The following is a 24,651-nucleotide window of genomic DNA, read 5'->3' as shown; positions in this document are numbered from 1 at the left end:
TCAGTAGCGGTAGTGGTCCGGCTTGTACGGGCCGTCCTGTGAAACGCCGAGGTAGTCGGCCTGGTCCTTGGTGAGCTTCGTCAGCTTCACGCCGATCTTCTCCAGGTGCAGGCGCGCGACTTCCTCGTCGAGCTGCTTGGGCAGGATGTACACCTTCGATTCGTACGCATCCTTGTTCGCCCACAGGTCGATCTGTGCGAGCGTCTGGTTCGAGAACGAGTTCGACATCACGAAGCTCGGGTGGCCGGTGGCGCAGCCGAGGTTCACGAGGCGGCCTTCGGCGAGCAGGAAGATCGCGTTGCCGTTGCCGAAGGTGAACTTGTCGACCTGCGGCTTGATGTTGGTGCGCGTGGCACCCGACGCGTACAGCGCATCGACCTGGATCTCGTTGTCGAAGTGGCCGATGTTGCAGACGATCGCCTGATCCTTCATCGCCTTCATGTGGGCGAGGGTGATGATGTCCTTGTTGCCGGTGGTGGTGACATAGATGTCGGCGCGGCCGAGGGTGTCCTCGACGGTGGTGACTTCATAGCCTTCCATCGCCGCCTGCAGCGCGCAGATCGGGTCGATCTCGGTGACGATGACGCGGGCGCCGTAGGCGCGCAGCGACGCCGCCGAGCCCTTGCCGACGTCGCCGTAGCCGCAGACCACCGCGACCTTGCCGGCCAGCATCACGTCGAGTGCGCGCTTGAGGCCATCGGCCAGCGACTCGCGGCAGCCGTACAGGTTGTCGAACTTCGACTTGGTGACCGAGTCATTGACGTTGATCGCCGGGATCAGCAGCTTGCCCTGTTCGGCCAGCTGGTAGAGACGGTGCACGCCGGTGGTGGTTTCTTCCGACACGCCCTTCCAGTCCTTGACCACGCGGGTCCAGTAGCCCGGACGCTCGCTGGCAACGCGCTTGAGCAGGTTCTTGATGACCTGTTCTTCATGCGAACCCGAAGCCGAGTTCACCCAGCTCTCGTCGCCCTGTTCCAGCTCATAGCCCTTGTGGATCAGCAGGGTCACGTCACCGCCGTCGTCGACCACCAGCTCCGGGCCGGTCAGGGTGCCGTCGGCCAGGGTGAAGGTCAGCGCGTCGAGCGTGCAGTCCCAGTACTCCTCCAGCGTTTCGCCCTTCCACGCGAACACCGGCGTGCCGGTGGCGGCGATCGCGGCGGCGGCGTGATCCTGGGTCGAGAAGATGTTGCACGAGGCCCAGCGCACGTCGGCGCCGATGTCCTTCAGCGTCTCGATCAGCACGGCGGTCTGGATGGTCATGTGCAGCGAGCCGGTCACGCGCACGCCCTTGAGCGGGGTGGTGGCGGCATGCTTGCGGCGGATCGACATCAGGCCGGGCATCTCGTGCTCGGCGATGTCGAGTTCCTTGCGGCCCCAGTCGGCCAGCGAAATGTCGGCGACCTTGTAGTCGCCCTCGGTCGAAAACGTGCGTACTGCGTTCATGGCATTGCTCCGGTCTGTGCGATCTGTGTCGCAGGTTAGCCGGGCGCCGTTGCAGGTTCATTCCACCGAGCCTGGCCGGACTATGTGGAAAGTCTGCACAGGGATATGCAGGCTCGCGGAAGGATCCGCACATGTCACGGTCGCAGCGCCCCTCGGCGAAGGGCGCCCATTATATCTCTTGTTCCGGATGAAACGATGGCGCACGGCTCCATGTGATCGGTTAGGCTTCGGATTGCTGCCTTGCAGCAGACCAGTTGTCCATCGGGACAATACCAATCACGACCAAACGAACGACGGGAACCACGCCGCGCGCATGAACAGCCCCCGCAGTCTCGAATTCGCCCCGCCCGATGTTCCCCTGCGTGAGGACGTGCGCCGGCTGGGCGCGCTGGTCGGCGACATGCTGGCCGAACAGGTATCGCCCGAATTCCTGGTCGAGGTGGAACGGGTGCGCACCACCGCGATCGCGCGCCGCCAGGCGGGTGAGCCGCCGCAATCGCTGGCCGGACTGCTTGAGGGCCAGGCGCCGGAGCAGGCGGAGTCGCTGATCCGTGCGTTCAGTACCTACTTCCAAGTGGTGAACATCGCCGAGCGCGTGCACCGCATCCGTCGCCGCCGCGACTACCAGCGCGCCGGCAGCGCACGGCCGCAGCCGGACGGCCTGCACGACACGCTGGCCAAGCTCAAGGCGCAGGGCGTGACCCTGGAGGAACTGGCCGACTGGCTGCCGCGGATCGACGTGGAGCCCGTGTTCACTGCGCATCCGACTGAAGCCGTACGCCGCGCGCTGCTCGAGAAGGAGCAGTTGATGGTCGCCAGCCTGATCAACGGGCTGGATGGCACGCGCACGCCCGGCGAACTGGCCACCGATATCGCGCGTTTCCGCATGGCGCTGACGTCGGCGTGGCAGACCTCGGATTCCTCACCGGTCCGCCCCGGCGTCGAGGACGAACGCGAACACGTCGGTTTCTACCTGGTCGAAGTGCTCTACCGCGTCATCCCAGTGCTGTACGAGACCTTCGAGAACGCGATCACCGACGTTTACGGTGCGGCGCCGCAGGTCACCGCGCATCTGCCGCGCGTGCTGCGGTTCGGCACCTGGGTCGGCGGCGACATGGACGGCAATCCGAACGTCGATGCCGGCACGATCACCGCCACGCTGGATGCCCAGCGCCGCATGATCCTGACGCGGTACCTGAAGGAACTGCGCCAGCTCACCACGCTGCTCAGCCAGTCCACCTCCGTCATCGGGGTGTCGCCGGAGGTGCTGGCACGGGTGGATGAGTACCGTGCGCTGCTGCCGGAGGCCGCGAAGAAGTCGCGTCCGCGCCACGGCGACATGCCATACCGTCTGCTCAACGACCTGATGCGTGCGCGCCTGCAGGCCACGCTGGAGGACAAGCCGGCGGCCTATGCGTCGCCAGAGGAACTCGCGGGCGACGTCGATCTGATCCTTCATAGTCTCGAAGCGAACCGCGGCATCCATGCGGGCTGGTTCGCGATCCGGCGGCTGGCCTGGCGGGTGCGGACGTTCGGCTTCCATCTGGCGCGGCTGGACGTGCGCCAGGAGTCCAGCGTGCACGCGCGTGCGGTCGCGGCCGCGCTCGGCGATGCCGACTGGGAGGAACGCGATGCCGTCGAGCGTGCGGCGCTGCTCGGCCCCTACGCCAGTGGCGAGACCGCGCTGCCGGCGTCTGACCAGGAGGGCAACGAACGCCTCGATGCGGTCTTCCGCGCGCTGGCCGATGCACGCGCGCGGCATGGTACCGATGCCTTGGGCACCTACATCATCAGCATGGCGCACAGTCGCGCCGATGTGCTGACGGTGCTGGCGCTCGCGCGGCGTGGTGGCCTGGTCGACGACGCAGGGCAGGTGCCGCTGGATATCGCGCCGCTGTTCGAAACCATCGACGACCTGGGCCATGGCACCGGGGTGCTGCGGGACCTGCTGGCCGATCCGGTCTACCGCGCCCATCTCGCCGCGCGCGGCAACGTGCAGATGGTGATGCTGGGCTATTCCGACAGCGGCAAGGACGGCGGCATCGCGGCCTCGCGCTGGGGGCTGCAGCGGGCGCAGGTGGAACTGGTCGATGCCGCGCAGGAACTGGGCATCAGGCTGACCTTCTTCCACGGCCGCGGCGGTTCGATCATCCGCGGTGGCGGCAAGACCACGCGTGCGCTGGAAGCGGCGCCGCGCGGCAGTGTCGACGGACGCCTGCGGGTGACCGAACAGGGCGAGGTGATCCACCGCAAGTACGGCATCCGTGCGCTCGCGCTGCGTTCGTTGGAGCAGGCGGTCGGCGCCGTGCTGCTGTCCAGCGTGCGCCCGCGTTCGCCGGAACCGCGCGAAGCGCGCTGGCGCGACATCATGGCGCTCGTCGCCGACGAAAGTTCGCAGGCATACCGCGCCTTCGTGCAGTCGCCGCGCTTCATGGACTACTTCCGCACGGCCACGCCGATCGACGTGATCGAGCGGATGACGCTGGGCTCACGCCCGTCGCGTCGGCTGGGACAGGACGCGGCGCTGGGCAACCTGCGCGCGATTCCCTGGGTGTTCGCGTGGAGCCAGGCGCGCGCGGTGATTCCGGGCTGGTACGGCGTCGGCACCGGCCTGCAGGCGGCGGTGGACACGTACGGCGAGGACGCGCTGAAGGAAATGGCCCGCGACTGGCCGTTCTTCAAGACCTTCCTCGACGACGTGTCGATGGTGCTGGCGAAAGGCGACCTGAGCATCGCCGAGATGTACTCGAAGATGTCCGGCGATCTGCACGGCGAGTTCTTCCCGCGCGTGCAGCGCGAGCATGCGTCGGTGCTGCGCTGGGTTCTGGCGCTCAATGGCAACGACTGGCTGCTCCAGCACGACCAGCGGCTGGCGCTGTCGATCCGGTTGCGCAATCCCTACATCGACCCGATCAGTGTGATGCAGGCCGACCTGCTGAAGCGCTGGCGCGACAGCGACCGCGAGGACGACGCGCTGCTGCATGCGCTGGTCGCCAGCATCAACGGCGTGTCGCAGGGCGTGCAGAATACCGGGTGAGTGGACCCGCCGTTGTAGGAGCGACGTGAGTCGCGACCGCACGTCGTCCGGTCGCGATGTATTGAAGTGTCGGAAAGGCAGGACGGACGGGTCGGCGGATGCATTGAAGTTCGCCGGACTTGAACGCGTGCGGTCGCGACTCACGTCGCTCCTACAGTCGATCCCGTTGCTTACCCGTCCAACTCCGACCAGCGCTGATAGGCATGGTCCAGCTCGGCCTGTTTCGCGGCCAACTCGTCGTTCGCGCGCTGCAGATCGGCGGGTGACTGCTGGTAGTACGCGGCGCCGTTCATGGCTTCGGTACGCGTGGCGATGTCGCTCTCCAGTGCCTCAATGCGCCCCGGCAGCTGCTCCAGTTCGCGCTGCTCCTTGAAGCCCAGCTTGCGCTTGGCGGCGACCGGTTCGGGTTGCTTCGACAACGCAGGTTTGACCGGCGCAGCCGTGCTGGCGGCAACGGAGGGCGCGCGACGCTGGCGCAGCCAGTCCGAATAGCCGCCCACGTAATCGCCCAGCCGGCCTTCGCCTTCCAGCACCAGCGTGCTGGTGACCACGTTGTCGAGGAAGTCGCGGTCGTGGCTGACCAGCAGTAGCGTGCCCTTGTAGTCGAGCAGCAGCTCTTCCAGCAGCTCCAGTGTTTCCACGTCCAGGTCGTTGGTCGGTTCGTCCATCACCAGCAGGTTGGACGCCTGCGCGAAGAGCTTGGCCAGCAGCAGGCGGTTGCGCTCGCCGCCGGACAGGCGGGTGATCGGCGCGCGGGCGCGCTCGGGCGAGAACAGGAAGTCCTGCAGGTAGCCGATCACGTGCTTGCGGCTGCCGTTGATCTCGATGAAGTCGCTGCCCTCTGCGACGTTCTCCAGCGCGGTGCGCGACTCGTCCAGCTGGCTGCGGTGCTGGTCGAAATAGGCGATCTGCAGGCCGGTGCCCAGCTTCACTTCGCCCTGCTGCGGGGCCAGTTCGCCCAGCAGGATCTTCAGCAGCGTCGACTTGCCGGCGCCGTTCGGGCCGATGATGCCGACGCGGTCGCCGCGCATGATCGTCGCCGACACATCGTCCAGCAGCGTGCGGCCGTCATAGGCCTGGGTGACGCCGGTGGCTTCGATGACCTTCTTGCCGGAGGCCTGCGCGGCGGCGGCCTCCATCTTGACGTTCCCGGACAGCTCGCGGCGTTGTGCGCGTTCGCGACGCATCGCCTTCAACGCGGTGACGCGACCTTCGTTGCGGGTGCGGCGCGCCTTGATGCCCTGGCGGATCCAGACTTCTTCCTGCGCCAGCAGCTTGTCGAAGCGTGCGTTTTCCTGCGCCTCGGCATGCAGCCGCTCTTCGCGGCGGCGCAGGTAGTTGTCGTAGTCGCCCGGCCAACTGGTCAGCTGGCCGCGGTCGATCTCGAGGATGCGCGTGGCCAGCGAGCGCAGGAAGCTGCGGTCGTGGGTGACGAACACGATGCTGCCGCCGAAGGACTTCAGGAAGCCTTCCAGCCACGCGATCGCCTCGATATCCAGGTGGTTGGTCGGTTCGTCCAGCAGCAGGATGTCGGGGTCGCGGACCAGCGCCTGCGCCAGCAGCACGCGGCGCTTCATGCCACCGGACAGCGCGGCGAAGTCGGTCTCTTCGGGCAGTTCCAGGCGTTCCAGTACCTGCTGCACGCGGCGGTCCAGGTCCCAGCCGTTGCGCGCTTCGATCTGCGCCTGGGCCTCGCCCATCGCGTCCATGTCGCCGTCGTGCAGCGCGTGGTGGTAAAGCGCAAGCAGATGACCGAGGTCGCCCAACCCTTCGGCGACCACGTCGAACACCGTGCCCTGCGTGTCCTGCGGGACTTCCTGCGCCATGCGTGCGACCACCACGCCGTTCTGCACGCGGATCTCGCCGTCGTCGGGTTTGAGTTCGCCGGCCATCAGCCGCATCAGCGTGGATTTGCCCATGCCGTTGCGGCCGACGATGCAGACGCGCTCGCCGGGTTCGATGGACAGGTCGACGTGTTCGAGGAGGAGCGGCCCGCCGACGCTGAAGTCGACCCGCTGGAATTGCATCAGGGACATGCGCCCATTGTAGCCGGCGCGGCGGCGTTCCCGCGCTGCCGTAGCGCGCTACTGGAAGTTGTAGCGCACCACGTGGAAGAACACCGGGGCGGCGAACACCACCGAATCCAGCCGGTCGAGGGCGCCACCGTGACCCTCGATCATCTCGCCCCAGTCCTTGGCGCCCAGGCTGCGCTTGGTCGCCGACAGCGCCAGCCCGCCCAGGAAGCCGCACAGCACGATCAGCAGCGACAGCAGCGCCGACTGCATGGGCGTGAACGGGGTGACCCACCACAGCGCGGCGCCGATGGCGGCCGCGGACAGGCCGCCGCCGACCAGACCTTCGACGGTCTTGGACGGACTGACCTTGGGGGCCAGCAGATGCTTGCCGAACAGCTTGCCGAACACGTACTGCAGGACATCGCTCAACTGCACCACCAGCAGCAGGTAGAACAGCAGCATCAGGTTCTGCCCCTCGTAGCCGGGGATGTCCAGCAGCATCAGCGCCGGCGCGTGGCTCAGGCAGTAGACGGTGAGCATCAGCCCCCACTGCACCTTGGTGTTGCGCTCCAGGAAATTCTCGGTGTCGCCCTGCAGCGCAGTCACCGCCGGCAGCAGCAGGAAGCCGTAAACCGGAATGCACATGACGAACAGCCCATACCAGTCCACGCCGATCAGCCAGTACTGCAGCGGGATCGCCACGTAGAAGCACAGGCACAGCGCGAGATGGTCACCGCGGCGCGTGGGCGTGAGCGTCAGGAACTCGCGCAGCGCGAAGAACGACAGCAGCGCATACAGCACCAGTGTGGCGACCTTGCCGATCAGGAAGCAGACCAGCAGCACGCCGACCATCACCCACCACGCGTTGATGCGGGCGTTGAGGTTGTCGATCACCGCCGACGGCTTGCGCCTGCCGAGCACCCAGCCGATGGTCGACGCCAGCACCAGCAGCGCGATCACGCCGCCGATCACCCACCAGAACTTGCCCGGCGCCTGCGCGATGGCGGTGCGGATGAAGCCGTTGAAGGGCAGGGTGTCCATGCGTCGGATCGCGTCCTTGGGTCAGGGGGCCAGGGCCTGCACCGCATCACGTGCGCGCTGCAGGAAAGCGGCCTTGTCTTCGCCCGGCAGCGCCACCAGCGGCGCCCCGAAACGCACGGTGCAGATCAGCGGCACCGGCAGCAGGCTGCCCTTGGGCATGCTGCGTCGCGCGTTGTCGAGATAGACCGGGATCATTTCCACCTGCGGATGGCGCTGCGCCAGGTGAAACAGCCCGGACTTGAACGGCAGCATCGCGGGTTCGGGATTGCGCGTGCCCTCCGGGAACAGGATCAGCGACTCGCCCGCCGCCAGCGCGTCGCACAGCGGTTGCAGCGGGTCGGCATCGGCCTGTTCGCGCTGCCGGTCGATCAGCACCACGTTGAGGCCGGGTCCGGCGATCAGGCCCTTGAGCCCGCCACCGCCCCAGTAGTCGCGCGCGGCCACCGGACGGGTGCGGCGGCGCAGGAAAGGCGGTAGCGCCGACCACAGCGCGACGGTATCGAGATGACTGGCGTGGTTGGCGAAGTAGATGCGTTGGCGGGGTTCGGGCTGGCTGCCGATCCAGCGCGGATAGGCGCCGATCAGGGCCTTGCTGAGGGCGGCCAGCAGGCGGCTGATCATGCGCCGTCCCGCGTGTGCAATGCCGTCGCGATCGCGCGGCTGCGGGTGATGCAGGTCAGCAGCGCGCCCACCGCGATCACCCAGGCGGCCATGCGCAATGCCCACTGCGTCTGCGCGAACACCAGCTCGGCTGCGCCCAGCAGGCAGGCGAGGGTCAGAACGGCCATGCGGTGCTGCTTGGCCATCGGGCCGCGGAAATCCTGCGGCAGTCCCAGGCTGCCACCGGCCAGGCGGACGTAGGCGGTGAGCGCGGCCGCCAGTGCGCCCAGCCAGCCCAGCCACGGTGCGCCGCAGGCATGGCCGAGCGCGACAATCAGCAATGAATCGGCAATGCGGTCGGGAAACTCGTTGTAGAGCGCGCCGGTCGGTGTCTTCTTGCCGCCCTCCATCGCCACCATGCCGTCCAGCAGGTTGCAGACCAGGCGCAGCTGGATGCAGACGGCGACACCGACCAGTGCCCACGGCGTGGCACGCCACAACAGCCAGGCGCCAAGTGCCGCGAAGACGATGCTGAGTACCGAGATCTGGTTGGGAGTGACGGACGAGCGCGCCAGTGCGGCGCTGACCGAACGGGCCCATCCACTGGCACGGGCGGCGATGGGACGACGATTGGAGTCGTTCGACATGCGGTCTTCCTGACGTGTAGGGCGATCCTAGCGGCATGCCGGGCGCGTCGCCAGCAAGGCCGCGGGCGTCAGCGTGCAGTGGGCTCGCGGTTGCCCAGCAGCGCGGCATGGCGCTGCTCCATTTCCTCGCGCAGCTCACGACGCAGGCGCGCGGCGGCGAAGCGCCGGATCTCGTCCGGCGTACCCGGTTCCAGCGCGGGCACCGGGGAAGGGCGTCCATCGTCGTCGACTGCCACCATCGTGAAGAAGCAGCTGTTGGCGTGGCGCACGCTCTGCTTGCGGATGTCTTCGGCGACGACCTTGATGCCGATCTCCATCGACGACGTGCCGGTGTGGTTGACCGAGGCCAGGAAGGTCACCAGTTCGCCCACGTTGATCGCCTGGCGGAACATCACCTGGTCCACCGACAGGGTGACCACGTACTTGCCCGCGTAGCGGCTGCCGCAGGCGTAGGCCACCTGGTCGAGCAGTTTGAGGATCGCACCACCGTGGACCTTGCCGGAGAAGTTGGCCATGTCCGGCGTCATCAGCACCGTCATCGTCAGCTGGTGGCTCTTCAGCGACTCCATGGCACGGCTCCGCAGGGTGAGGGACGCAGGCTACCCGATACCGGACCGGTTGGTCAGCCACCTCTGGAGGATGCGTGTGCTCCCGGCCCGGGGTATCGAGGTCACCAGTCCGTCGGCTTGTAGTCCTTCAGGAACTGGCCCCACACGTGCTCGCCGGTGTTGAGGCCGTGGATGATCGGATCGACGATGCGCGCGGCGCCGTCGACGATATCCAGCGGCGGGTGGAAGCGCTCCTCGATGACCTTGCGCGCGGCGATCTCGACGGGATCCTCGTCGGTGACCCAGCCGGTGTCGACACTGTTCATGTGGATGCCATCGCCGTGGTAATCGGCGGCCGCGGTGCGCGTCATCATGTTGAGCGCGGCCTTGGCCATGTTGGTGTGCGGGTGCTTGGTGGTCTTGAAGTTGCGGTAGAACTGGCCCTCGACCGCGGACACGTTGACGATGTGCTTGTCGCGGTCGGGCGTGCGCAGCATCAGCGGCTTCAGCCGCGCGTTGATGATGAAGGGCGCGATGGCGTTGACCAGTTGCGTCTCCAGCAGCTCCACCGAAGGCACTTCGTGCATCAGCAGGCGCCATGAATTGCGGCCGCGCAGGTCGACCTGCTGCAGATCCTGGTCCAGGCGGCCCTCGGGGAACAGGTGCTTCTGGCCCAGCAGTTCCTCGGGCAGCAACGGCACCTGCGACAGTTCGGCGGAGCGGCTCAGCCCGGCGGTGTCATCGATGCTGCCCATCGCGACCTGCACCGCCGCCGGGTTGGCGCCGGGCAGCATGTTGTAGCTGCGCAGGCCTTCGTAACTGCCCAGCAGTTTCCGGATGTGCTGCGGCGTGTCGTGCAGCGCCGCGGTCTCGGCCTCCATCATGTGCGCGTAGAACTCCGGCGGACGGCGCACGGTCTGGCACGCGTTGTTGATGATGAAATCCAGCCGCGGCAGCTTGCCGGCCAGCTCATGGCAGAACGCCTCGACGCTGGGCGTGTGGCGCAGGTCCAGGCCGAACACTTCCAACCGGTGGCCCCAGTCGCCGAAGTCCGGTTCCTGCGCGTAGCGCGCGGCGGAATCGCGCGGGAAACGGGTGGTGACGATCAGGTGTGCGCCTGCGCGGAGCAGCTTCAAGCCGGCCTGGTAGCCGATCTTGACCCGGCCGCCGGTCAACAGGGCAACCCGTCCGGTGAGATCGGCCAGTTCGGTGCGCTTGGCGAAATTGAAGTCCGCGCAGGTCGGGCACATCTGATCGTAGAAGTGGTGGATCAGCGTGTATTTCTGCTTGCACACGTAGCAGTGCAGCAGCTCCGACGACTCGCGCGGCGCGATGTCGGGCGATGGCAATGCCGGGGGGAAGTAGTTCGGCGTGGTGAACACCGGCTTCCGGCGCAGCTCACGGATACCGGTCTGGTCGAGGACGGCCTCGGCGCGGCGGATGGCCTCGACGTTGCGCTCGCGTTCGCGCTGCTTGGATTTCTGCCGGCGCAGCTTGGGATCGGGCAGGTAGATCGCGGCGATCGCCCGGTGCAGGCGTGCGCGCTCGTCCTCCGGACAGCCGTCGAGCAGGGTGCGGTCGGCGGCGATGGACTCGAGCCATTCGAGGGCAGCGCGCATGCGCGTGGGGTCGTCGGCAGCGTGCGGGGGCGGGGTGTCGGTGGTCATGGCGTCGATCTGGGTCCGTGCGGCGGAGTGCAGCATGCGTGCGATCCGCAAAAAAAACACGGGCCGCATCGCTGCGACCCGTTGTCTTCGCCCCAACCCTCTCCCGCAGGCGGAAGAGGGCGGAGAAAAGCGGCTTACTTCAGCTTGGCGTCCTTGCGCAGCGCCTCGGCGCGGTCGGTCTTCTCCCAGGAGAAGGCGGTCGCGGTGTGCTTCTTGCCGGCGGCGTCGACGTAGGAAATCTCCTTCGGCTTGCGGCCGAAGTGGCCGTAGCTGGCGGTCGGCTGGTAGATCGGGTGCTCCAGATCGAGCATCCGGGTGATGCCGTACGGACGCAGGTCGAAGTGCTTGCGGATCAGCTTCTCGATGACGTCGTCGCCCACCTTGCCGGTGCCGAACGTGGTCACCGAGATCGAGGTCGGCTCGGCCACGCCGATGGCGTACGAGACCTGCACTTCGCACTTGTCGGCCAGGCCGGCGGCCACGATGTTCTTGGCCACGTAGCGCGCGGCATAGGCGGCCGAACGGTCGACCTTCGACGGATCCTTGCCCGAGAACGCGCCGCCGCCGTGGCGGGCCATACCGCCGTAGCTGTCGACGATGATCTTGCGGCCGGTCAGGCCGCAGTCGCCCACCGGGCCACCGATGACGAACTTGCCGGTCGGGTTGATGTGCACCTTGTTCTTCGGCAGCGCGTCCAGCCACTTCTTCGGCAGCACGGGCACCAGGATCTCGGCGCGCACGGCCTCGATCAGGTCCTTCTGCTTGATGTCCGGATCGTGCTGGGTCGACAGCACCACGGCGTCGAGGCCCAGGACGGTGTTGCCGTCGTAGCGCAGGGTGACCTGCGACTTGGCGTCGGGGCGCAGCCACTTCAGCTTGCCCTTCTTGCGCACCTTGGCCTGCTGTTCCACCAGGCGGTGGCTGTAGTACAGCGGGGCCGGCATGAATTCCGGCGCCTCGTTGCAGGCGTATCCGAACATCAGGCCCTGGTCGCCGGCGCCCTGTTCTTCCGGCTTCTTGCGGTCGACGCCCTGGTTGATGTCGGGCGACTGCTTGCCGAGCATGTTGATGATGGCGCAGGTGTGGCCGTCGAAACCGACGTCCGAATTGTCGTAGCCGATGTCATTGATCACCTTGCGGGCCAGCGACTCGATGTCGACCCACGCGGTGGTGGTGACCTCGCCGGCCACGATGGCCGCGCCCGTCTTCACCAGCGTCTCGCAGGCCACGCGTGCGCGCTTGTCCTGGGCCAGGATGGCGTCCAGCACGGCGTCGGAAATCTGGTCGGCGATCTTGTCCGGATGGCCTTCGGAGACCGATTCGGAGGTGAACAGGTAGCTGGACATCAGGCTTATATCCTTTGATTCGGATGAAAAGATGGGCGCGCATGATACACGCCGGGGGCAGGGTGTGCATTCTGCGCCGTTCAGGGTTGGAGGGGGTTAAGCGCGGATCAAGCGCGGCTGTCACCGGATTGCCAGAAAACCGCAACCGGGCTGTCGCTGGCCAGGCGCAGGCTGCGCGGCGACACCCCGTCGCCGGCCCTCGCCATGCATCTGCTGGAACGCCAGATCGCCGAACGCTACCCCCACTGGTTCCGCGGCCGCCGTGCGCGCCTGACCCAGCCGCTGCTGCGCACGCTGGGCCGCTGGTCGAAGCTGGACCGGGCGTATGCCTTCCTGGCCGACCACGGCCACCTGCAGGGCCTCGCCTTCGTCGACGCGGCCATCGACCACCTGAACATGCGGACGAACGTCGATCCCGCGGGTGAGCGGCGCATCCCCGCGCAAGGCCGGTTGCTGATCGTCGCCAACCACCCCTCCGGCGCGCTGGATGCGCTGGCGCTGCTGCAACTCGTGGGACGCGTGAGGCAGGATGTGAAGATCGTCGCGAACGACGTCCTGACCGGCATCGCGCCCCTGGCCGATCTGCTGTTGCCGGTGCGGATCCTGGGCGGCATGCCCAACGCGGACAGCGTGCGCGCGGTCGAGCGGGCGCTGGAGGCCGAGCAGTGCGTGATCGTGTTCCCGGCGGGGGAGGTCTCCCGGCTGGGTCCGCGCGGCGTGCGCGATACCCGCTGGCGGCGCGGCTTCCTCAGGTTCGCCCGTGCGACCGGCGCGCCGGTGCTGCCGATCCGCGTACAGGCGCGCAACTCGACGCTGTTCTACGGCGCATCGGCACTGTTCAAGCCCGCGGGCACCGCGCTGCTCGCGCGCGAGATGTTCCGCCGCAGCCAGCGGCGCCTGCAGCTGCATGTCGGGCAGGTCCTGCGCGTGGACACCGAGGAAGACGCGGCCTCCGTGATCGCACGCGTGCGCACCGCGCTGTACGCGCTGGGGCGCCCCGCCAGGACGGCGTCGCCGGAACCCGCCGAGACCGCTGAGCCCCTGGTGGAGGCGTTGGCACCCGAGGCGCTCGAAGCCTGCATCGACGCCCTGGATGTGCTGGGCCAGACCACCGACGGCAAGCGCATCTGCGTGGGCAGGCTCGCCGGCGGTTCGCCGCTGCTGCGCGAGATCGGCCGCCTGCGCGAATTGACGTTCCGCGCCGTGGGCGAGGGGACCGGCAAGCGGATGGACGTGGATGCCTTCGACACCTGGTACGAGCACATCGTGCTGTGGGACGCGTCGCAGCGGAAGATCGCCGGCGCCTACCGGATCGCACGCGGTGCGCCGGTGCTGGCGGCGCAGGGACTGAAAGGCCTCTACACCGCGTCGCTGTTCGACTACGCCGACGACGCGCTGCCACGCCTGGCCGCCGGCATGGAGCTCGGGCGCAGCTTCGTGGTGCCCGAGTACTGGGGCAGCCGCAGCATCGACTATCTGTGGCAGGGCATCGGCGCCTACCTGCGCCGGCATCCGGGGGTGCGCTATCTGTTCGGTGCCGTGTCGATGAGCGCTGCGCTGCCTGCGCACGCGCGCGAGCGCATCGTCGCCTACTACACGCACTACTTCGGGGACACATGCAACAACGCCAGGCCTCGGCATCCGTTCCAGTACGCCGCCACGCCGCTGTCGTTCGAGGCGCTGGATGCGGAAACCGGATTCCGCGTGCTCAAGGCCAACCTCGATACGCTGGGGGCGACGGTGCCGATGCTCTACAAGCAGTACACCGATCTGTGCGAGCCGGGCGGCGCGCGCTTCCTCGCGTTCGGCGTGGATCCGGACTTCAGCGACTCGATCGATGGCCTGATCGAAGTGGACCTGCACCGCATCCGCCCGAAGAAGCGCGAGCGTTACCTGGGCGAGCGCCGGCATCCGGTGGAGGCCGCGGCGTGAGCCCGCGGACCGCGCCCTCCCCGATGCGGCGCGCGGTCTTCGTCTCCGACGTCCATCTGGGATCCAAACACTGCCACGCGGCGGAGTTCGCCGACTTCCTGACCGGACTGCAGTGCCGCCGGCTGTACCTGGTCGGCGACATCGTCGACCTGTGGTGGATGGCGCAGCGACGGGCCTCCTGGGACGCGGCCCACAACCGGGTGGTGGAAGCGCTGCACGCGCTGGCGCTCAACGGCACCGAGCTGGTCTACGTCCCGGGCAACCACGACCGCCCGATCCGCCGCTTCTGCGGACTGATGCTGCCGGCGATGCAGGTGCGCCGCCGTGCCATCCACACCACGCTGGACGGCCGACGCCTGCTGGTGACCCACGGCGACGACTACGACGGCGTCACCCATTTCGGCGGGCTGCAGGAAAAGTTCGGCGACTGGCTGTACTACCGCATCCTCACCGGCAACCGCCTGACCAACCGGCTACGCCGTCGGTTCGGCCTGCGCTACTGGTCGCTGGCCGAGTACCTCAAGCGTCAGAGCGACGCCGCCGAGCGCTACATCGCGCGGTTCGTGCAGGCCGGGTTGGATGATGCGCGCCGGCGAGGGTTGGACGGCATCGTCTGCGGCCATATCCACCGCGCCTCGCTGCTCCAGCGCGAGGGCCTGGTCTATGCCAATGACGGCGACTGGGTGGAAAGCCTGACCGCGCTCAGCGAAGAGGCTGACGGCACGCTGTGCCTGCTGTCGCACACCGGCAAGGTGCTGGCCGAAGTGGCACCGAAGTTGCGGCTGGTGCCGCAGGACTTCCCGCGCGCGGCGTGAGGAATGCCGCTGCCGGCTGCTAGGATCGCCGCATGGATTCCCTCAGCCAGATCGTCCTCGGCGGCGCCATCGCCGCCGCCATCGCGCCCGCCTCGCATCGTCGTGCCGCGCTGCTCGCCGGCGCTGCGCTCGGCACGCTGCCCGACCTCGACAGCCTGCCCATCGCGCTCGTCTCGGATGATCCGGTCACGCTGATGACCGTGCACCGCAGCTTCAGCCATTCGCTGTTCGTGCTGCCGCTGGTGGGGTGGCTGATCTGGTGGCTGTTCAAGCGGTTCGGCGACGGGCGCGTCGCGGCATCGCCGGTGCGCTGGTTCTGGGCCATCCAGTTGGCACTGATCACGCATCCGCTGCTGGACGCGTTCACCGTCTACGGCACGCAACTCTGGTGGCCGTTGATGCCGGCGCCGACCATGTGGTCCAGCGTGTTCATCATCGATCCGCTGTACACGGTCTGGCTGCTGGTGGCGTGCGGCGTCGCATGGTTCGCGCGCGAACGCGTGCTGGCGAGGCGCGCGCTGGTGGCGGGCCTTGCATTGAGCACGGCATACCTGGGCTGGTCGCTGGTCGCCAAGGCCATGGTGGACCGTGAAGCAGAGCGCGCGCTGGCTGCGATGGGGCAGGGCGATGCCCGCTACTTCTCGGTTCCGATGCCGTTCAACACGCTGCTGTGGCGCGTGGTGGCGATGACGCCGGACGGATTCCTGGAAGGGCAGCGGTCCGTGGTCGCCGACCATGGTGCCATGCGCTTTCAGGCGTATGGCTCCGAGGCAGCGGTGCTCCGTGAGGTGCAGGACCTGCCGGCGGTGCGACGGCTTGCCTGGTTCAACCATGGCTTCATGAAGGCCGTGCAGCGTGACGGCCAACTGGTGCTGGTGGATCTGCGCATGGGCGTCGAGCCGGACTACAGTTTCAACTTCGTGGTGGCCCAGGCCACGCCGGACGGCTGGCGCGAGGTGCCGCCGCAACGCAAGGAGTGGCCCTGGTCGCAGCCCGATCAACGGCTGCGCCTGATGTGGCAGCGCATCTGGACCGAACCGCCGCCCGAGGATGTCGCCGGCGCGCGGCTGCCCGCCCCGGCGGGCGCTGCTCAGTAGACGGTGGCGCGGGCCTGCACGAAGGCGTAGAAGAACACGGCGTCCGGATCGTTCTGCACGTCGTGCATTTCGCGGCGCATGCCGTCGACGATGTCCTGCGTGACGCGTCCGGCGTCCACCAGCGAATCGGCTGCCGACAGCAGCAGCTCTTCCCAGAACGCGATCATGTCCTTGCGACGCGCCGGCTCGCGGTTGTCGAAGTGCACGGTCTTGATCTCGGTCACCACGTCGCGGTAGCCGCCGGCCAGCAGCAGGTTGCCGAGCTTGGCGCCGATGAACGGATCGCCGCCACTGTCGTACTGGAAGTCGTTGAACGCCATCCAGTAGCGCCAGGTGTTCGGTGAGTACGGGTGCAGCAGGAAAGAGGAATTCATCACCTCGGTGATGTAGATCGGCGAGCCCGGTGCCAGAACCCGGCGGACTTCGCTGAGCACGCGCGCGGGGCTGGGGACGTGCTCCAGGATCCAGCACAGGAAGGCGGCATCGAAATCGCGTGCGCCGAACGGCAGGCGGCTCGCGTCGGCCTGCTGCAGGCTGTAGCGGTCGCGGCACCACGGCATCGTCGCCAGGTTCTGCTTCGCCGCCTGCAGCTGCACCTCACTCAGATCGACGCAGCTGACATGCACGTCCGGGAAGCGGCGCAGCAGGATCTCGGTCTGCGCGCCGACGCCGCTGCCGACTTCCAGAAGCCGGCGCGTGCCGGTGTAATCGATGTGATTGAAGATCGTGCTTTCCAGCAGGCGGGCCTGCTTCATCAGTCGCGCCTGCTCCACCGGCGAAAAACCGTGGAGGTAGGCGGGGCTTTCGTTCGTGTCGGACATGGGGTGCGCCTCAGGCAGCAGCGGGCAAGACCGGCGTCACGCCGGCGATCAGGGCATCGAAATAGTCGCGTGTCAGCCGCACCTGTTCGTCCGCGCTCTCGGCGCGATTGACCACGGCGCGGAAGGCGAGATTCTCCGGGCGGTCCTTGGCGTACCAGCCCAGGTGCTTGCGCGCGATGCGCACGCCCTGCAGTTCGCCATAGAACGCATGGAGCGCATGCAGGTGCGCCAGCAGGATGTCGCGCACTTCGGACACGGAGGGCGGCGGCAGGTAGTCGCCGGTGGCGAGGAAGTGCGCGATTTCGCGGAAGATCCACGGCCGACCCTGCGCGGCGCGGCCGATCATCACCGCGTCCGCGCCGGTGCTCGCCAGCACCCGCGCCGCCTTGTCCGGCGAATCGATATCGCCGTTGGCGACCACGGGAATGCGCAGCGCAGCCTTGATCGCGGCGATGGTCTCGTACTCGGCGGTGCCGGTGTAATGCTGGTCGCGCGTGCGGCCGTGCACGGCAAGCGAGGCGATGCCGCTTTCCTGGGCGATGCGTGCGATCACCGGTCCGTTGCGATGATCGCAGTCCCAGCCGGTGCGGATCTTCAGCGTGACGGGCACATCCACCGCCTTCACCACCGCTTCCAGGATGCGGCCCACCAGCGCCTCGTCGCGCATCAGCGCCGAGCCGGCCCAGGCATTGCAGACCTTCTTCGCCGGGCAGCCCATGTTGATGTCGATGATCTGCGCGCCGTGGTCGGCGTTGTAGCGCGCCGCGTTCGCCAGTTGTTCGGGCTCGGTGCCGGCGATCTGCACGCTGACCGGGCTGGGTTCGCCCTCGTGATCCATCCGGTGCAGCGACTTGGCCGTGTTCCAGAAGCGCGGATCGCTGATGGTCATCTCCGACACCGCCAGGCCCGCACCCAGCCGTTTGCACAGCAGGCGGAACGGTTTGTCGGTGACACCGGCCATGGGGGCCAGCATCACCGGCGGGTCGATGCGGTAGGGGCCGATCTGCATGGCGGCATTATCCGCCGCCGGCCCCGGCGGGGAAACCGGCAGGAGCTACTCGCTGAAACGGGCGACGAGCTCCGCGCGCGACGGCATCGCCAGTGCGGCGCCCGGCCGTTCGGTCGACAGCGCGGCGTAGCGGTTGGCGAAGCGCACATGGTCCGCGAAAGCCGGCAGCGCGGCGCCCGCCAGCGACGCGGCGAGCGCACCGTTGAAGGCATCGCCTGCGCCCGTGGTGTCGACGACCGCCGCGGCTTCCGCCGCAACGCGGTAGTGCGGGCGAGCGTCGCCGCGCAAGGCGTCTTCGGGATGCGACACATAGACGCCGGTGGCGCCCAACGTCACCACGACCGTGCCGTGCGGGAACAGTTGCCGGCAGTGCTGGTGCAGGGTAACGCCGTCGAGCGTGGCGACATCGTCCGCGGTGATCCGTTCGCCCAGATGGCGCGCGAGCAGTGCGGCGAATTCGGTCTCGTTCGGGGTGATGACGTCGGCGTGCGCCAGCAGTTCGGTGGTCGTCGCGGCATTCGCCGGTGCCGGGTTGAGCAGCGTGGTGGCACCGCACTGGCGCCCGGCCTGCAGTGCGGCCAGCACGGTATCGACAGGCGATTCCAGTTGGGCCAGCACCACGCCGGCCGCCGCCAGCACGTCCGCCTGGCCGGTGGCGAAGTCCGCCGACAGGATCGCGTTGGCGCCGGCGCCGATGACGATGGTGTTGCGCCCATGCGCATCCACGTAGATGCCGGCGGTGCCGGTCGGCTCCTCGCTGGCCTGCACGCGCAGGCTCAGGCCGTCGGCGTCCGCCAGGTCGCGTGCCAGCCGGCCACCGGCGTCGTCGCCCAGTGCGCAGACGAAGGTCGTGTCGGCACCCGCGCGCACGGCCGCGATGGCCTGGTTGAAGCCCTTGCCGCCGGGTCCGCTCGCGTAGCGGCCGGCGATGGTCGCGCCGGCGACGGGCAGGGCGTCGCAGCGCCACACGTGGTCGACATTGAAGGAGCCCACGACGACGACGCGGGACAGGGCGGGGGATGGCGTATTCATGCGGTGATACCTGAGGTCCGGACCGCAGCGATGCCGCGGTCACGGGAGGGAAACGTAAACACGGGGAGCAGGGCGGCCGCCGGCCGCCTCGCCCTGTCAGCCGAAGTGCGAGAGCACGCCGGCGATCGTGGCTGTCATCAGCGTGGCGATGGTGCCGCCCAGCACGGCGCGCAGACCGAAGCGCGCCAGATCCGAGCGCCGCTCGGGCGCCAGGCCGCCGATACCGCCGATCTGGATCGCGATCGAACTGAAGTTCGCAAAGCCGCACAGGGCGTACGTGGCGATCAGCTTGCCTTCGTCGGACAGCGATACGCCGGCGACCTTGCCGTTGACGATGTCGGCGAGTTGCAGGTAGGCGACGAACTCGTTGATCACCACCTTCTGGCCGATCAGCGAACCGACCGTGGTCGCGTCCTGCCACGGCACACCGATCACCCAGGCGATCGGTGCCAGCACGTAGCCGAAGATCGTGGCCAGGTCGGTCGGCTTGCCGAGGACGGCGGCCAGGCCGGTCGCTTCGCCGAGCCACGTCAGCGGCCAGTTCAGCAGCGCGATCAGGGCGATGAAGGCCAGCAGCATCGCGCCGATGTTGAGCGCCAGCCTGAGGCCGTCGCCCGCACCCGCGGCGGCCGCGTCGATGATGTTGCTGGAGGTCTTCTCGACTTCCATCTTCACCGTGCCACGGGTCAGCGGCGTGCCGGTCTCGGGGATCAGCAGCTTGGCCACCACCAGCGTGGCCGGTGCGGCCATGATCGACGCGGCCAGCAGGTGCTTGGCGTAAAAGGCCTGCTGCTCGGCATCGCCGCCGCCCAGCATGCCCACGTAGGCCGCCAGCACGCCGCCGGCGATGTGCGCCATGCCGCCGATCATCATCGTGATCAGCTCGGACTCGGTCATCCTCGGGATGTACGGGCGCACCGTCAGCGGCGCCTCGGTCTGGCCGATGAACACGCTGGCGCAGACACTGGTGGTCTCGGCGCCGGACACCTTCATCACCTTGGTGATCGCCAGCGCCATGATCCGCACGATGAACTGCATCACGCCCAGGTGGTACAGCACGCCCATCAGGGCGGCGAAGAAGATGATGGTGGGCAGCACCTGGAACGCGAAGATGAACCCGTAGGTCTCGATGTTCATCAGGCCGCCGAAGATGAAGTTCGAGCCGGCGTTGACGAAGCTGAGGATCTTCACGAAGCCGTGGCCGAGCGCGTCGAACACTTCACGTCCGCCGGGTACCAGCAGGACCAGCGCAGCGAAGGCGATCTGCAGGGTGATGCCCGTGGCGACCAGCTTCCAGTCGATGGCCTTCCGGTTGTTGGAAAACAGCCAGACGATGCCGATCAGCACCGCCAGACCGAACAGGCCGAAGCCGATCCGCCCCAAGACTTCCAGCATGTATTCCCCCAGACCTTGCATGTTGTTCTGACCGGGCAGTCTAGCAGCGCAGGGCCCCGTCCCGGCCGTTCAGCCAACGCCGCGCCAGGCCACCCACAGGGCGAGGACGAGAAACACCACGGCCGCCAGGCTGCGGGCCAGCGTCAGTGGCAGCTTGTTGGCGAAGCGGTGGCCCAGCCAGACCACCGGCAGGTTGGCCAGCAGCATGCCGACGGTGGTGCCCGCGATCACCTGCCACAGGGGCTCGTACTTGGTGGCCAGCAGCACGGTGGCGATCTGTGTCTTGTCGCCGATCTCGGCCAGGAAGAAGGCGATGGTAGTGGCGATGAACGCGCCGTGGGCCGGCAGCTTTTCGTTTTCATCCAGGGTGTCGGGCTTCAGTGTCCACAGTGCCACGGCCAGGAAGCTGGCCGCGACCAGCCAGCGCAACACCTCGGGCGACAGCCAGTCGGTCAGTTCCGCACCCAGCCAGGCGGAGATGGCGTGGTTGACGAGTGTGGCGGCCAGGATGCCCCAGGCGATCGGCCATGGCTTGCGATAGCGCGCTGCCAGCAACAGGGCCAGTAGCTGGGTCTTGTCGCCGATTTCAGCCAGGGTGACGGTGCCGGTGGACACCAGCAGGGCGTGCAGCGATTGCATCTACAACTCCGGGGCCAGGCATTCGCGTCGAGCGCGAAGGCAAACGACGCACTGCCCGGCCCGGGTAAGCGCGACGCCTGCCTTCGGTCTTGCCCGGCGAAGCGGATGGCTTCGTCCCGCGCACCATGGTCGGCGACCAAGTGTGTTGACGCGCGGACCCCGTCAGGACGGGTGGGCTACTCCCCGGAGGAGGAAAGTGCGCGCATTGTACGGACATGAACAGGGAGGCGGTGGAGCCATTCTCATTTGACCGGCCGTCTGGAAGCAGTACGTAGGGTGTTGACTCGCAAATAAGAATCATTATCATCAATGGCGTTCCTTACGTGGAGCCCTCCGATGATCTCGAACGTCACTGCATTGCCCCTCGCCGACACGCCGACGCTGCGCGAGCGCCTTTCCCTGCCGACTCCCGCTGCGCGCGACGAGGACGCCCTCGACAGCGACACGCTGCTCAAGGGGCAGCGCGAGGTGCTGATCCGCCATGGCGACCGCATCTACCGCCTGCGCCACACCAGCAACGACAAGCTGATCCTTACCAAGTAATACGCCGCCTCGCCGGTTCCGGCGAGGCGCGCCGCCGGTGTCGGGTACCGGCGGTCGACCATTCCCTCCTCCGGGCGCCAGCCAAGGGTCTTCCGGCCGCCAGCCTTCCGGGTTAACTCCAAGCCACAGGAAAGCTGTAGCCATGATCCGCCCCACGCTGCTCACCGCGGCCGTGTGGCTGGCCCTTGCCGGCCATGCCAACGCCGAAACCCCCGCCGATCCCTCCACACCTTCATCCGCCGACGCCGCGGCCTACGATTTCGCGCGCATCCAGGTCACCGCCACCCGTACCGAGCGCGAGATCTCCGACGTACCCAACACGGTCGATGTGATCACGCGCGAGCGCATGGATGACCTGATCGTCCGCGACCTGAAGGATCTGTTCCGTTACGAGCCGGGCATCTCGGTGACGTCGGGCGCGGGGCGGTTCAGCGGGCTGGGGAGCATCCGCATCCGCGGCCTCGAGGCGAACCGGGTGCTGATCCTGACCGACGGCATCGCCGTCTCGGACAGCTTCAGTTTCGGCAGCTATCTCAATACGAACCGCAACTTCGTCGATCTGGACACGCTCAAGCGCGTGGAAGTGGTGCGCGGACCTGCCAGCTCGATGTACGGCTCCGATGCCCTCGGCGGCGTGGTGGCTTATGTCACCAAGGATCCTTCCGACTATCTGGTCGACGGGAAGACCACCTATGCCGGGTTCAAGGTGGGTTACGAAGGCGATTGGAACGGCCTGTTCGGTGGCGCGACGCTCGCCCTGGGTGGGCAGCGCTGGAGCGGCCTGCTGGCCTACGGCCAGCGACAGGGCCAGGAGACCGACAACCAGGGCGACAACGCCAGCACCGATATCGATCCCGTGCTGCGCACCCATCTGAGGACCGCACCCAATCCGCAGGAGCGCAGTGGCCGCAGCTTGCTCGGAAAGCTGGTGTATGCGCCGGACGACAACCAGCGCTTCCGGCTGGTGGTGGATGCGAACGAAGACTACAGCCGGATCGAGGCCTACACGGCCGGTACGCTGCCCTCCATGTTCGCCACCGGCATCCTCGACATGAAGGGTCGCGACCACCAGACGCGCGCACGGGTGTCGTTCGAGCACGAGATCGATGCGCTGCAGGCCGGCTTCGCCGATGCACTGTCGTGGAAGCTGTATCGCCAGGACAGCGAATCGACGCAACGCACCGATGAGCTGCGCAGCAACAACAGCCGCCGGCAGATGGAGCACAACTTCGACCAGCGCGTTTACGGTCTCCAGGCGGCATTCCACAAGGGATTCACGACAGGATCGGTGGAGCACGCACTGACCTACGGTATCGACGCCACGGTGAGCGATACCAAGGAGAAGCGCGACGGCACCTCGACCAACATCGCGACCGGCGTGGTCAGCAACGTCGTCGGGCAGGACGCGTTCCCGGTGCGCGATTTCCCGATTTCGAAAACGACCAAAGCCGGTCTCTACGTCCAGGACGAAATGACCTTGGCGGACGGTCGCCTGACCCTGGTGCCCGCCCTGCGCGTGGATCACTACGCGATCGATTCCACCGTGGACGCCATCTACGCCGGCGACAACCCCGGCGTGACCTTCGAGGACATGAGCGAGAACAGCATCTCGCCGAAGTTCGGCGCCATCTGGCGCTTCAACGACCGGTGGTCGCTGTTCGGCAACTATGCGCGCGGTTTCCGCGCGCCACCCTACGGCGACGTCAATGCCGGTTTCATCAACCTGCAGAGCGGCTACATGGTGATCGCCAACCCGGACCTGAAGTCCGAGACCAGCAATGGTTTCGAGCTGGGGCTGCGCTTCGGCGGAGAGGCGGTGTACGCCGGCCTGACCGGCTACTACAACGACTACCGCGACTTCATCGAGTCGCAGGTGCTGGTGAGCCCGCCCGGCCAGATGCCGATGATCTTCCAGTCACGCAACGTGGCGGATGCGCGCATCTACGGCGTCGAGCTGAAGGCTGGCGTCGACCTCGGTGCGCTGTCCGACGCGATGGAAGGCTGGTCGTTGCGGGGTGCGGCAGCCTGGTCGCGCGGCGATGACAAGACCGACGACGTACCGTTGAACTCGGTCGACCCGCTGCGTGGATCGCTCGGTATCGCCTACGACAGCGATGGCTGGGGCGTGGAACTGGCGGGCGCGTTCGCGCAGCGCCAGAAGCGCACCGCCTCGGCCAGCCAGTACCGTCCCGCGGGCTACGGTGCCCTGGACCTGTTCGCGCACTGGGAGTTCGCGCCCGGCGCGAAGGTCAATCTCGGCCTGCTCAACCTGACCGACAAGCGGTACACCGACTGGGCAGACGTCAACGGCATCGCAGCGACCAGCTTGGTGCTCGACCGTTACACCCGGCCCGGTCGCACGCTCTCGGCCAGCCTGTCGGTGAACTGGTAGCGCCATGGCGACGCTGCGCGCGCTACCAGGCACGATCACCGGCGCATCCATGGATGCGTTCCCCGCCGCCACCCAGTTGGCGGCACTGGGGCCGGTGCTGTGCCTCTATCGCACGCAGCAGGGCAGCGAACTGGCTGGCTGGCAGCAGGCGGTACGGGTGGAAGCCCACACCGGGGTGGACAGCGACGGGCTGGACGAGCGCTTGCTGTTCTTCGACGCGCAGGGGCGCTGCTGCTGGCGCCTGTGCCTGTTGCCGGACAGCGACTTCGTTGCCTGGGATCGCTTGGTCGCCTCGCTGCCCACAGGTGTCGATGGCGAAGTCGCCGGCCTCGCCGATCGTCTGTGGCAGCGGCTCGCCGGGCGTCTGCTCGGCGGCCAGTGGCGCGCATGCGCCCTGCAGTTGCACGCGGTGCCGCGGCCGGCATCGTTGCCGGTGCTCGCGGCCAGCCTGTCGCTGATGTCGCCGCTCGGTGTCGCCACCGCCCAGCGCATTGCCCAGGCGGAGGGGGCCGAACTGGAAAGCGGGTTGCACGACTGCTGCTGCGAGCATGCGTCGCTGCTTGCCGCCGCCCGCCTGGAACAGAACAACGAGGCGGACGACAACGTCGTGCCGCTGATCAGACTCAAGTAAA

Annotated in this window: 19 protein-coding genes, 1 pseudogene and 1 riboswitch; of the genes and pseudogenes, 7 read left to right on the top strand and 13 right to left on the bottom strand. The window is 67.6% G+C overall.

Features of this window, described 5'->3' with window-relative positions:
* A complete protein-coding gene (gene ahcY, locus IB230_RS07075; RefSeq protein ID WP_192270376.1) occupies window positions 1-1,443 on the bottom strand; it encodes an adenosylhomocysteinase in 1,443 nt (480 codons plus the stop codon).
* Window positions 1,444-1,477: 34 nt separating this feature from the next.
* Window positions 1,478-1,603, bottom strand: a riboswitch (S-adenosyl-L-homocysteine riboswitch).
* A 153-nt stretch (window positions 1,604-1,756) separates the two neighbouring features.
* Here ahcY and ppc point away from each other — a divergent pair.
* Window positions 1,757-4,480 carry a phosphoenolpyruvate carboxylase gene (ppc, locus tag IB230_RS07070; RefSeq protein WP_192270374.1) on the top strand — a complete coding sequence of 908 codons (2,724 nt, stop codon included), beginning with the start codon at window positions 1,757-1,759 and terminating at the stop codon, window positions 4,478-4,480.
* A 170-nt stretch (window positions 4,481-4,650) separates the two neighbouring features.
* On the opposite strand, the gene IB230_RS07065 is transcribed toward ppc, so the two are convergent.
* From IB230_RS07065 to metK, 7 genes are all read right to left on the bottom strand, one after another.
* Window positions 4,651-6,516, bottom strand: coding sequence for an ATP-binding cassette domain-containing protein (locus tag IB230_RS07065; RefSeq protein WP_192270372.1), 1,866 nt, complete (start codon window positions 6,514-6,516; stop codon window positions 4,651-4,653).
* A 48-nt stretch (window positions 6,517-6,564) separates the two neighbouring features.
* On the bottom strand, window positions 6,565-7,536 hold the full coding sequence (locus tag IB230_RS07060) for a phosphatidate cytidylyltransferase (RefSeq protein WP_192270364.1): 972 nt from the start codon (window positions 7,534-7,536) through the stop codon (window positions 6,565-6,567).
* A gap of 21 nt (window positions 7,537-7,557) precedes the next feature.
* A complete protein-coding gene (locus IB230_RS07055; protein WP_192270362.1) occupies window positions 7,558-8,157 on the bottom strand; it encodes a lysophospholipid acyltransferase family protein in 600 nt (199 codons plus the stop codon).
* On the bottom strand, window positions 8,154-8,783 hold the full coding sequence (locus tag IB230_RS07050) for a CDP-alcohol phosphatidyltransferase family protein (RefSeq protein WP_192270360.1): 630 nt from the start codon (window positions 8,781-8,783) through the stop codon (window positions 8,154-8,156). The genes IB230_RS07055 and IB230_RS07050 overlap by 4 nt, the downstream gene beginning before the upstream one ends.
* A gap of 68 nt (window positions 8,784-8,851) precedes the next feature.
* Window positions 8,852-9,352: an acyl-CoA thioesterase gene (locus tag IB230_RS07045; RefSeq protein WP_192270358.1), complete on the bottom strand. Its 501-nt coding sequence runs from the start codon at window positions 9,350-9,352 to the stop codon at window positions 8,852-8,854.
* 101 nt (window positions 9,353-9,453) lie between these two features.
* Entirely contained in the window at window positions 9,454-10,998 is a 1,545-nt protein-coding gene (locus IB230_RS07040) for an SDR family oxidoreductase (protein WP_192271352.1), read from the bottom strand.
* 134 nt (window positions 10,999-11,132) lie between these two features.
* Window positions 11,133-12,344: a methionine adenosyltransferase gene (gene metK / locus IB230_RS07035; protein ID WP_192270356.1), complete on the bottom strand. Its 1,212-nt coding sequence runs from the start codon at window positions 12,342-12,344 to the stop codon at window positions 11,133-11,135.
* Between the two features lie 204 nt (window positions 12,345-12,548).
* Here metK and IB230_RS07030 point away from each other — a divergent pair, with 204 nt between their 5' ends.
* The 3 genes and pseudogenes from IB230_RS07030 to IB230_RS07020 all read left to right on the top strand — a co-directional run.
* Window positions 12,549-14,276 carry a GNAT family N-acyltransferase gene (locus IB230_RS07030; protein WP_192270354.1) on the top strand — a complete coding sequence of 576 codons (1,728 nt, stop codon included), beginning with the start codon at window positions 12,549-12,551 and terminating at the stop codon, window positions 14,274-14,276.
* A 23-nt stretch (window positions 14,277-14,299) separates the two neighbouring features.
* Entirely contained in the window at window positions 14,300-15,091 is a 792-nt protein-coding gene (locus tag IB230_RS07025) for a UDP-2,3-diacylglucosamine diphosphatase (protein WP_192271350.1), read from the top strand.
* A gap of 32 nt (window positions 15,092-15,123) precedes the next feature.
* Window positions 15,124-16,020: pseudogene (locus IB230_RS07020) on the top strand (metal-dependent hydrolase); the annotation flags it as partial.
* A 161-nt stretch (window positions 16,021-16,181) separates the two neighbouring features.
* Here IB230_RS07020 and IB230_RS07015 read toward each other — a convergent pair.
* The 5 genes from IB230_RS07015 to IB230_RS06995 all read right to left on the bottom strand — a co-directional run bounded on the left by IB230_RS07015 (window position 16,182) and on the right by IB230_RS06995 (window position 21,084).
* Window positions 16,182-17,009 carry a class I SAM-dependent methyltransferase gene (locus tag IB230_RS07015; RefSeq protein ID WP_192270350.1) on the bottom strand — a complete coding sequence of 276 codons (828 nt, stop codon included), beginning with the start codon at window positions 17,007-17,009 and terminating at the stop codon, window positions 16,182-16,184.
* 10 nt (window positions 17,010-17,019) lie between these two features.
* Window positions 17,020-18,018, bottom strand: coding sequence for a tRNA dihydrouridine synthase DusB (gene dusB, locus IB230_RS07010; RefSeq protein WP_192270349.1), 999 nt, complete (start codon window positions 18,016-18,018; stop codon window positions 17,020-17,022).
* Window positions 18,019-18,063: 45 nt separating this feature from the next.
* Window positions 18,064-19,029 carry a ribokinase gene (locus IB230_RS07005; RefSeq protein ID WP_192271348.1) on the bottom strand — a complete coding sequence of 322 codons (966 nt, stop codon included), beginning with the start codon at window positions 19,027-19,029 and terminating at the stop codon, window positions 18,064-18,066.
* Window positions 19,030-19,146: 117 nt separating this feature from the next.
* Window positions 19,147-20,445, bottom strand: coding sequence for a nucleoside transporter C-terminal domain-containing protein (locus IB230_RS07000; protein ID WP_192270347.1), 1,299 nt, complete (start codon window positions 20,443-20,445; stop codon window positions 19,147-19,149).
* A 69-nt stretch (window positions 20,446-20,514) separates the two neighbouring features.
* The gene (locus IB230_RS06995; protein WP_192270345.1) at window positions 20,515-21,084 is read right to left on the bottom strand and encodes a TMEM165/GDT1 family protein; all 570 of its coding nucleotides are present in this window, start codon (window positions 21,082-21,084) and stop codon (window positions 20,515-20,517) included.
* A gap of 336 nt (window positions 21,085-21,420) precedes the next feature.
* Between IB230_RS06995 and IB230_RS06990 the strand changes: the two genes are divergently transcribed.
* The 3 genes from IB230_RS06990 (at window position 21,421) to IB230_RS06980 (ending at window position 24,650) form a co-directional block, all read left to right on the top strand.
* On the top strand, window positions 21,421-21,627 hold the full coding sequence (locus tag IB230_RS06990; protein WP_192270343.1) for a hemin uptake protein HemP: 207 nt from the start codon (window positions 21,421-21,423) through the stop codon (window positions 21,625-21,627).
* A gap of 142 nt (window positions 21,628-21,769) precedes the next feature.
* Window positions 21,770-24,019, top strand: coding sequence for a TonB-dependent hemoglobin/transferrin/lactoferrin family receptor (locus IB230_RS06985; RefSeq protein WP_192270341.1), 2,250 nt, complete (start codon window positions 21,770-21,772; stop codon window positions 24,017-24,019).
* Between the two features lie 4 nt (window positions 24,020-24,023).
* Window positions 24,024-24,650 (top strand): Hemin transport protein, encoded by a 627-nt coding sequence (locus IB230_RS06980; RefSeq protein ID WP_192270339.1) that lies wholly within the window; start codon window positions 24,024-24,026, stop codon window positions 24,648-24,650.
* The last annotated feature ends 1 nt before the right edge of the window (window position 24,651 follow it).

It is taken from the genome of Pseudoxanthomonas sp. PXM01 (assembly GCF_014851815.1).
In the GTDB taxonomy this organism is placed as follows: Bacteria; Pseudomonadota; Gammaproteobacteria; order Xanthomonadales; family Xanthomonadaceae; genus Pseudoxanthomonas_A.
This window is presented reverse-complemented; position numbering and strand designations above follow the sequence as displayed.

What these genes read in the sequence shown, in the direction of transcription:
- IB230_RS07030 (WP_192270354.1), top strand. Translation starts at nt 12,549, where the DNA reads ATGCATCTGCTGGAACGCCAGATCGCCGAACGCTACCCCCACTGGTTC.
- IB230_RS06995 (WP_192270345.1), bottom strand. Translation starts at nt 21,084, where the DNA reads ATGCAATCGCTGCACGCCCTGCTGGTGTCCACCGGCACCGTCACCCTG.
- IB230_RS07025 (WP_192271350.1), top strand. Translation starts at nt 14,300, where the DNA reads ATGCGGCGCGCGGTCTTCGTCTCCGACGTCCATCTGGGATCCAAACAC.
- ahcY (WP_192270376.1), bottom strand. Translation starts at nt 1,443, where the DNA reads ATGAACGCAGTACGCACGTTTTCGACCGAGGGCGACTACAAGGTCGCC.
- IB230_RS07040 (WP_192271352.1), bottom strand. Translation starts at nt 10,998, where the DNA reads ATGACCACCGACACCCCGCCCCCGCACGCTGCCGACGACCCCACGCGC.
- IB230_RS06985 (WP_192270341.1), top strand. Translation starts at nt 21,770, where the DNA reads ATGATCCGCCCCACGCTGCTCACCGCGGCCGTGTGGCTGGCCCTTGCC.
- IB230_RS07055 (WP_192270362.1), bottom strand. Translation starts at nt 8,157, where the DNA reads ATGATCAGCCGCCTGCTGGCCGCCCTCAGCAAGGCCCTGATCGGCGCC.
- IB230_RS07065 (WP_192270372.1), bottom strand. Translation starts at nt 6,516, where the DNA reads ATGTCCCTGATGCAATTCCAGCGGGTCGACTTCAGCGTCGGCGGGCCG.
- IB230_RS07060 (WP_192270364.1), bottom strand. Translation starts at nt 7,536, where the DNA reads ATGGACACCCTGCCCTTCAACGGCTTCATCCGCACCGCCATCGCGCAG.
- IB230_RS07050 (WP_192270360.1), bottom strand. Translation starts at nt 8,783, where the DNA reads ATGTCGAACGACTCCAATCGTCGTCCCATCGCCGCCCGTGCCAGTGGA.
- metK (WP_192270356.1), bottom strand. Translation starts at nt 12,344, where the DNA reads ATGTCCAGCTACCTGTTCACCTCCGAATCGGTCTCCGAAGGCCATCCG.
- IB230_RS07015 (WP_192270350.1), bottom strand. Translation starts at nt 17,009, where the DNA reads ATGTCCGACACGAACGAAAGCCCCGCCTACCTCCACGGTTTTTCGCCG.
- ppc (WP_192270374.1), top strand. Translation starts at nt 1,757, where the DNA reads ATGAACAGCCCCCGCAGTCTCGAATTCGCCCCGCCCGATGTTCCCCTG.
- IB230_RS06980 (WP_192270339.1), top strand. Translation starts at nt 24,024, where the DNA reads ATGGCGACGCTGCGCGCGCTACCAGGCACGATCACCGGCGCATCCATG.
- IB230_RS07000 (WP_192270347.1), bottom strand. Translation starts at nt 20,445, where the DNA reads ATGCTGGAAGTCTTGGGGCGGATCGGCTTCGGCCTGTTCGGTCTGGCG.
- IB230_RS06990 (WP_192270343.1), top strand. Translation starts at nt 21,421, where the DNA reads ATGATCTCGAACGTCACTGCATTGCCCCTCGCCGACACGCCGACGCTG.
- IB230_RS07045 (WP_192270358.1), bottom strand. Translation starts at nt 9,352, where the DNA reads ATGGAGTCGCTGAAGAGCCACCAGCTGACGATGACGGTGCTGATGACG.
- dusB (WP_192270349.1), bottom strand. Translation starts at nt 18,018, where the DNA reads ATGCAGATCGGCCCCTACCGCATCGACCCGCCGGTGATGCTGGCCCCC.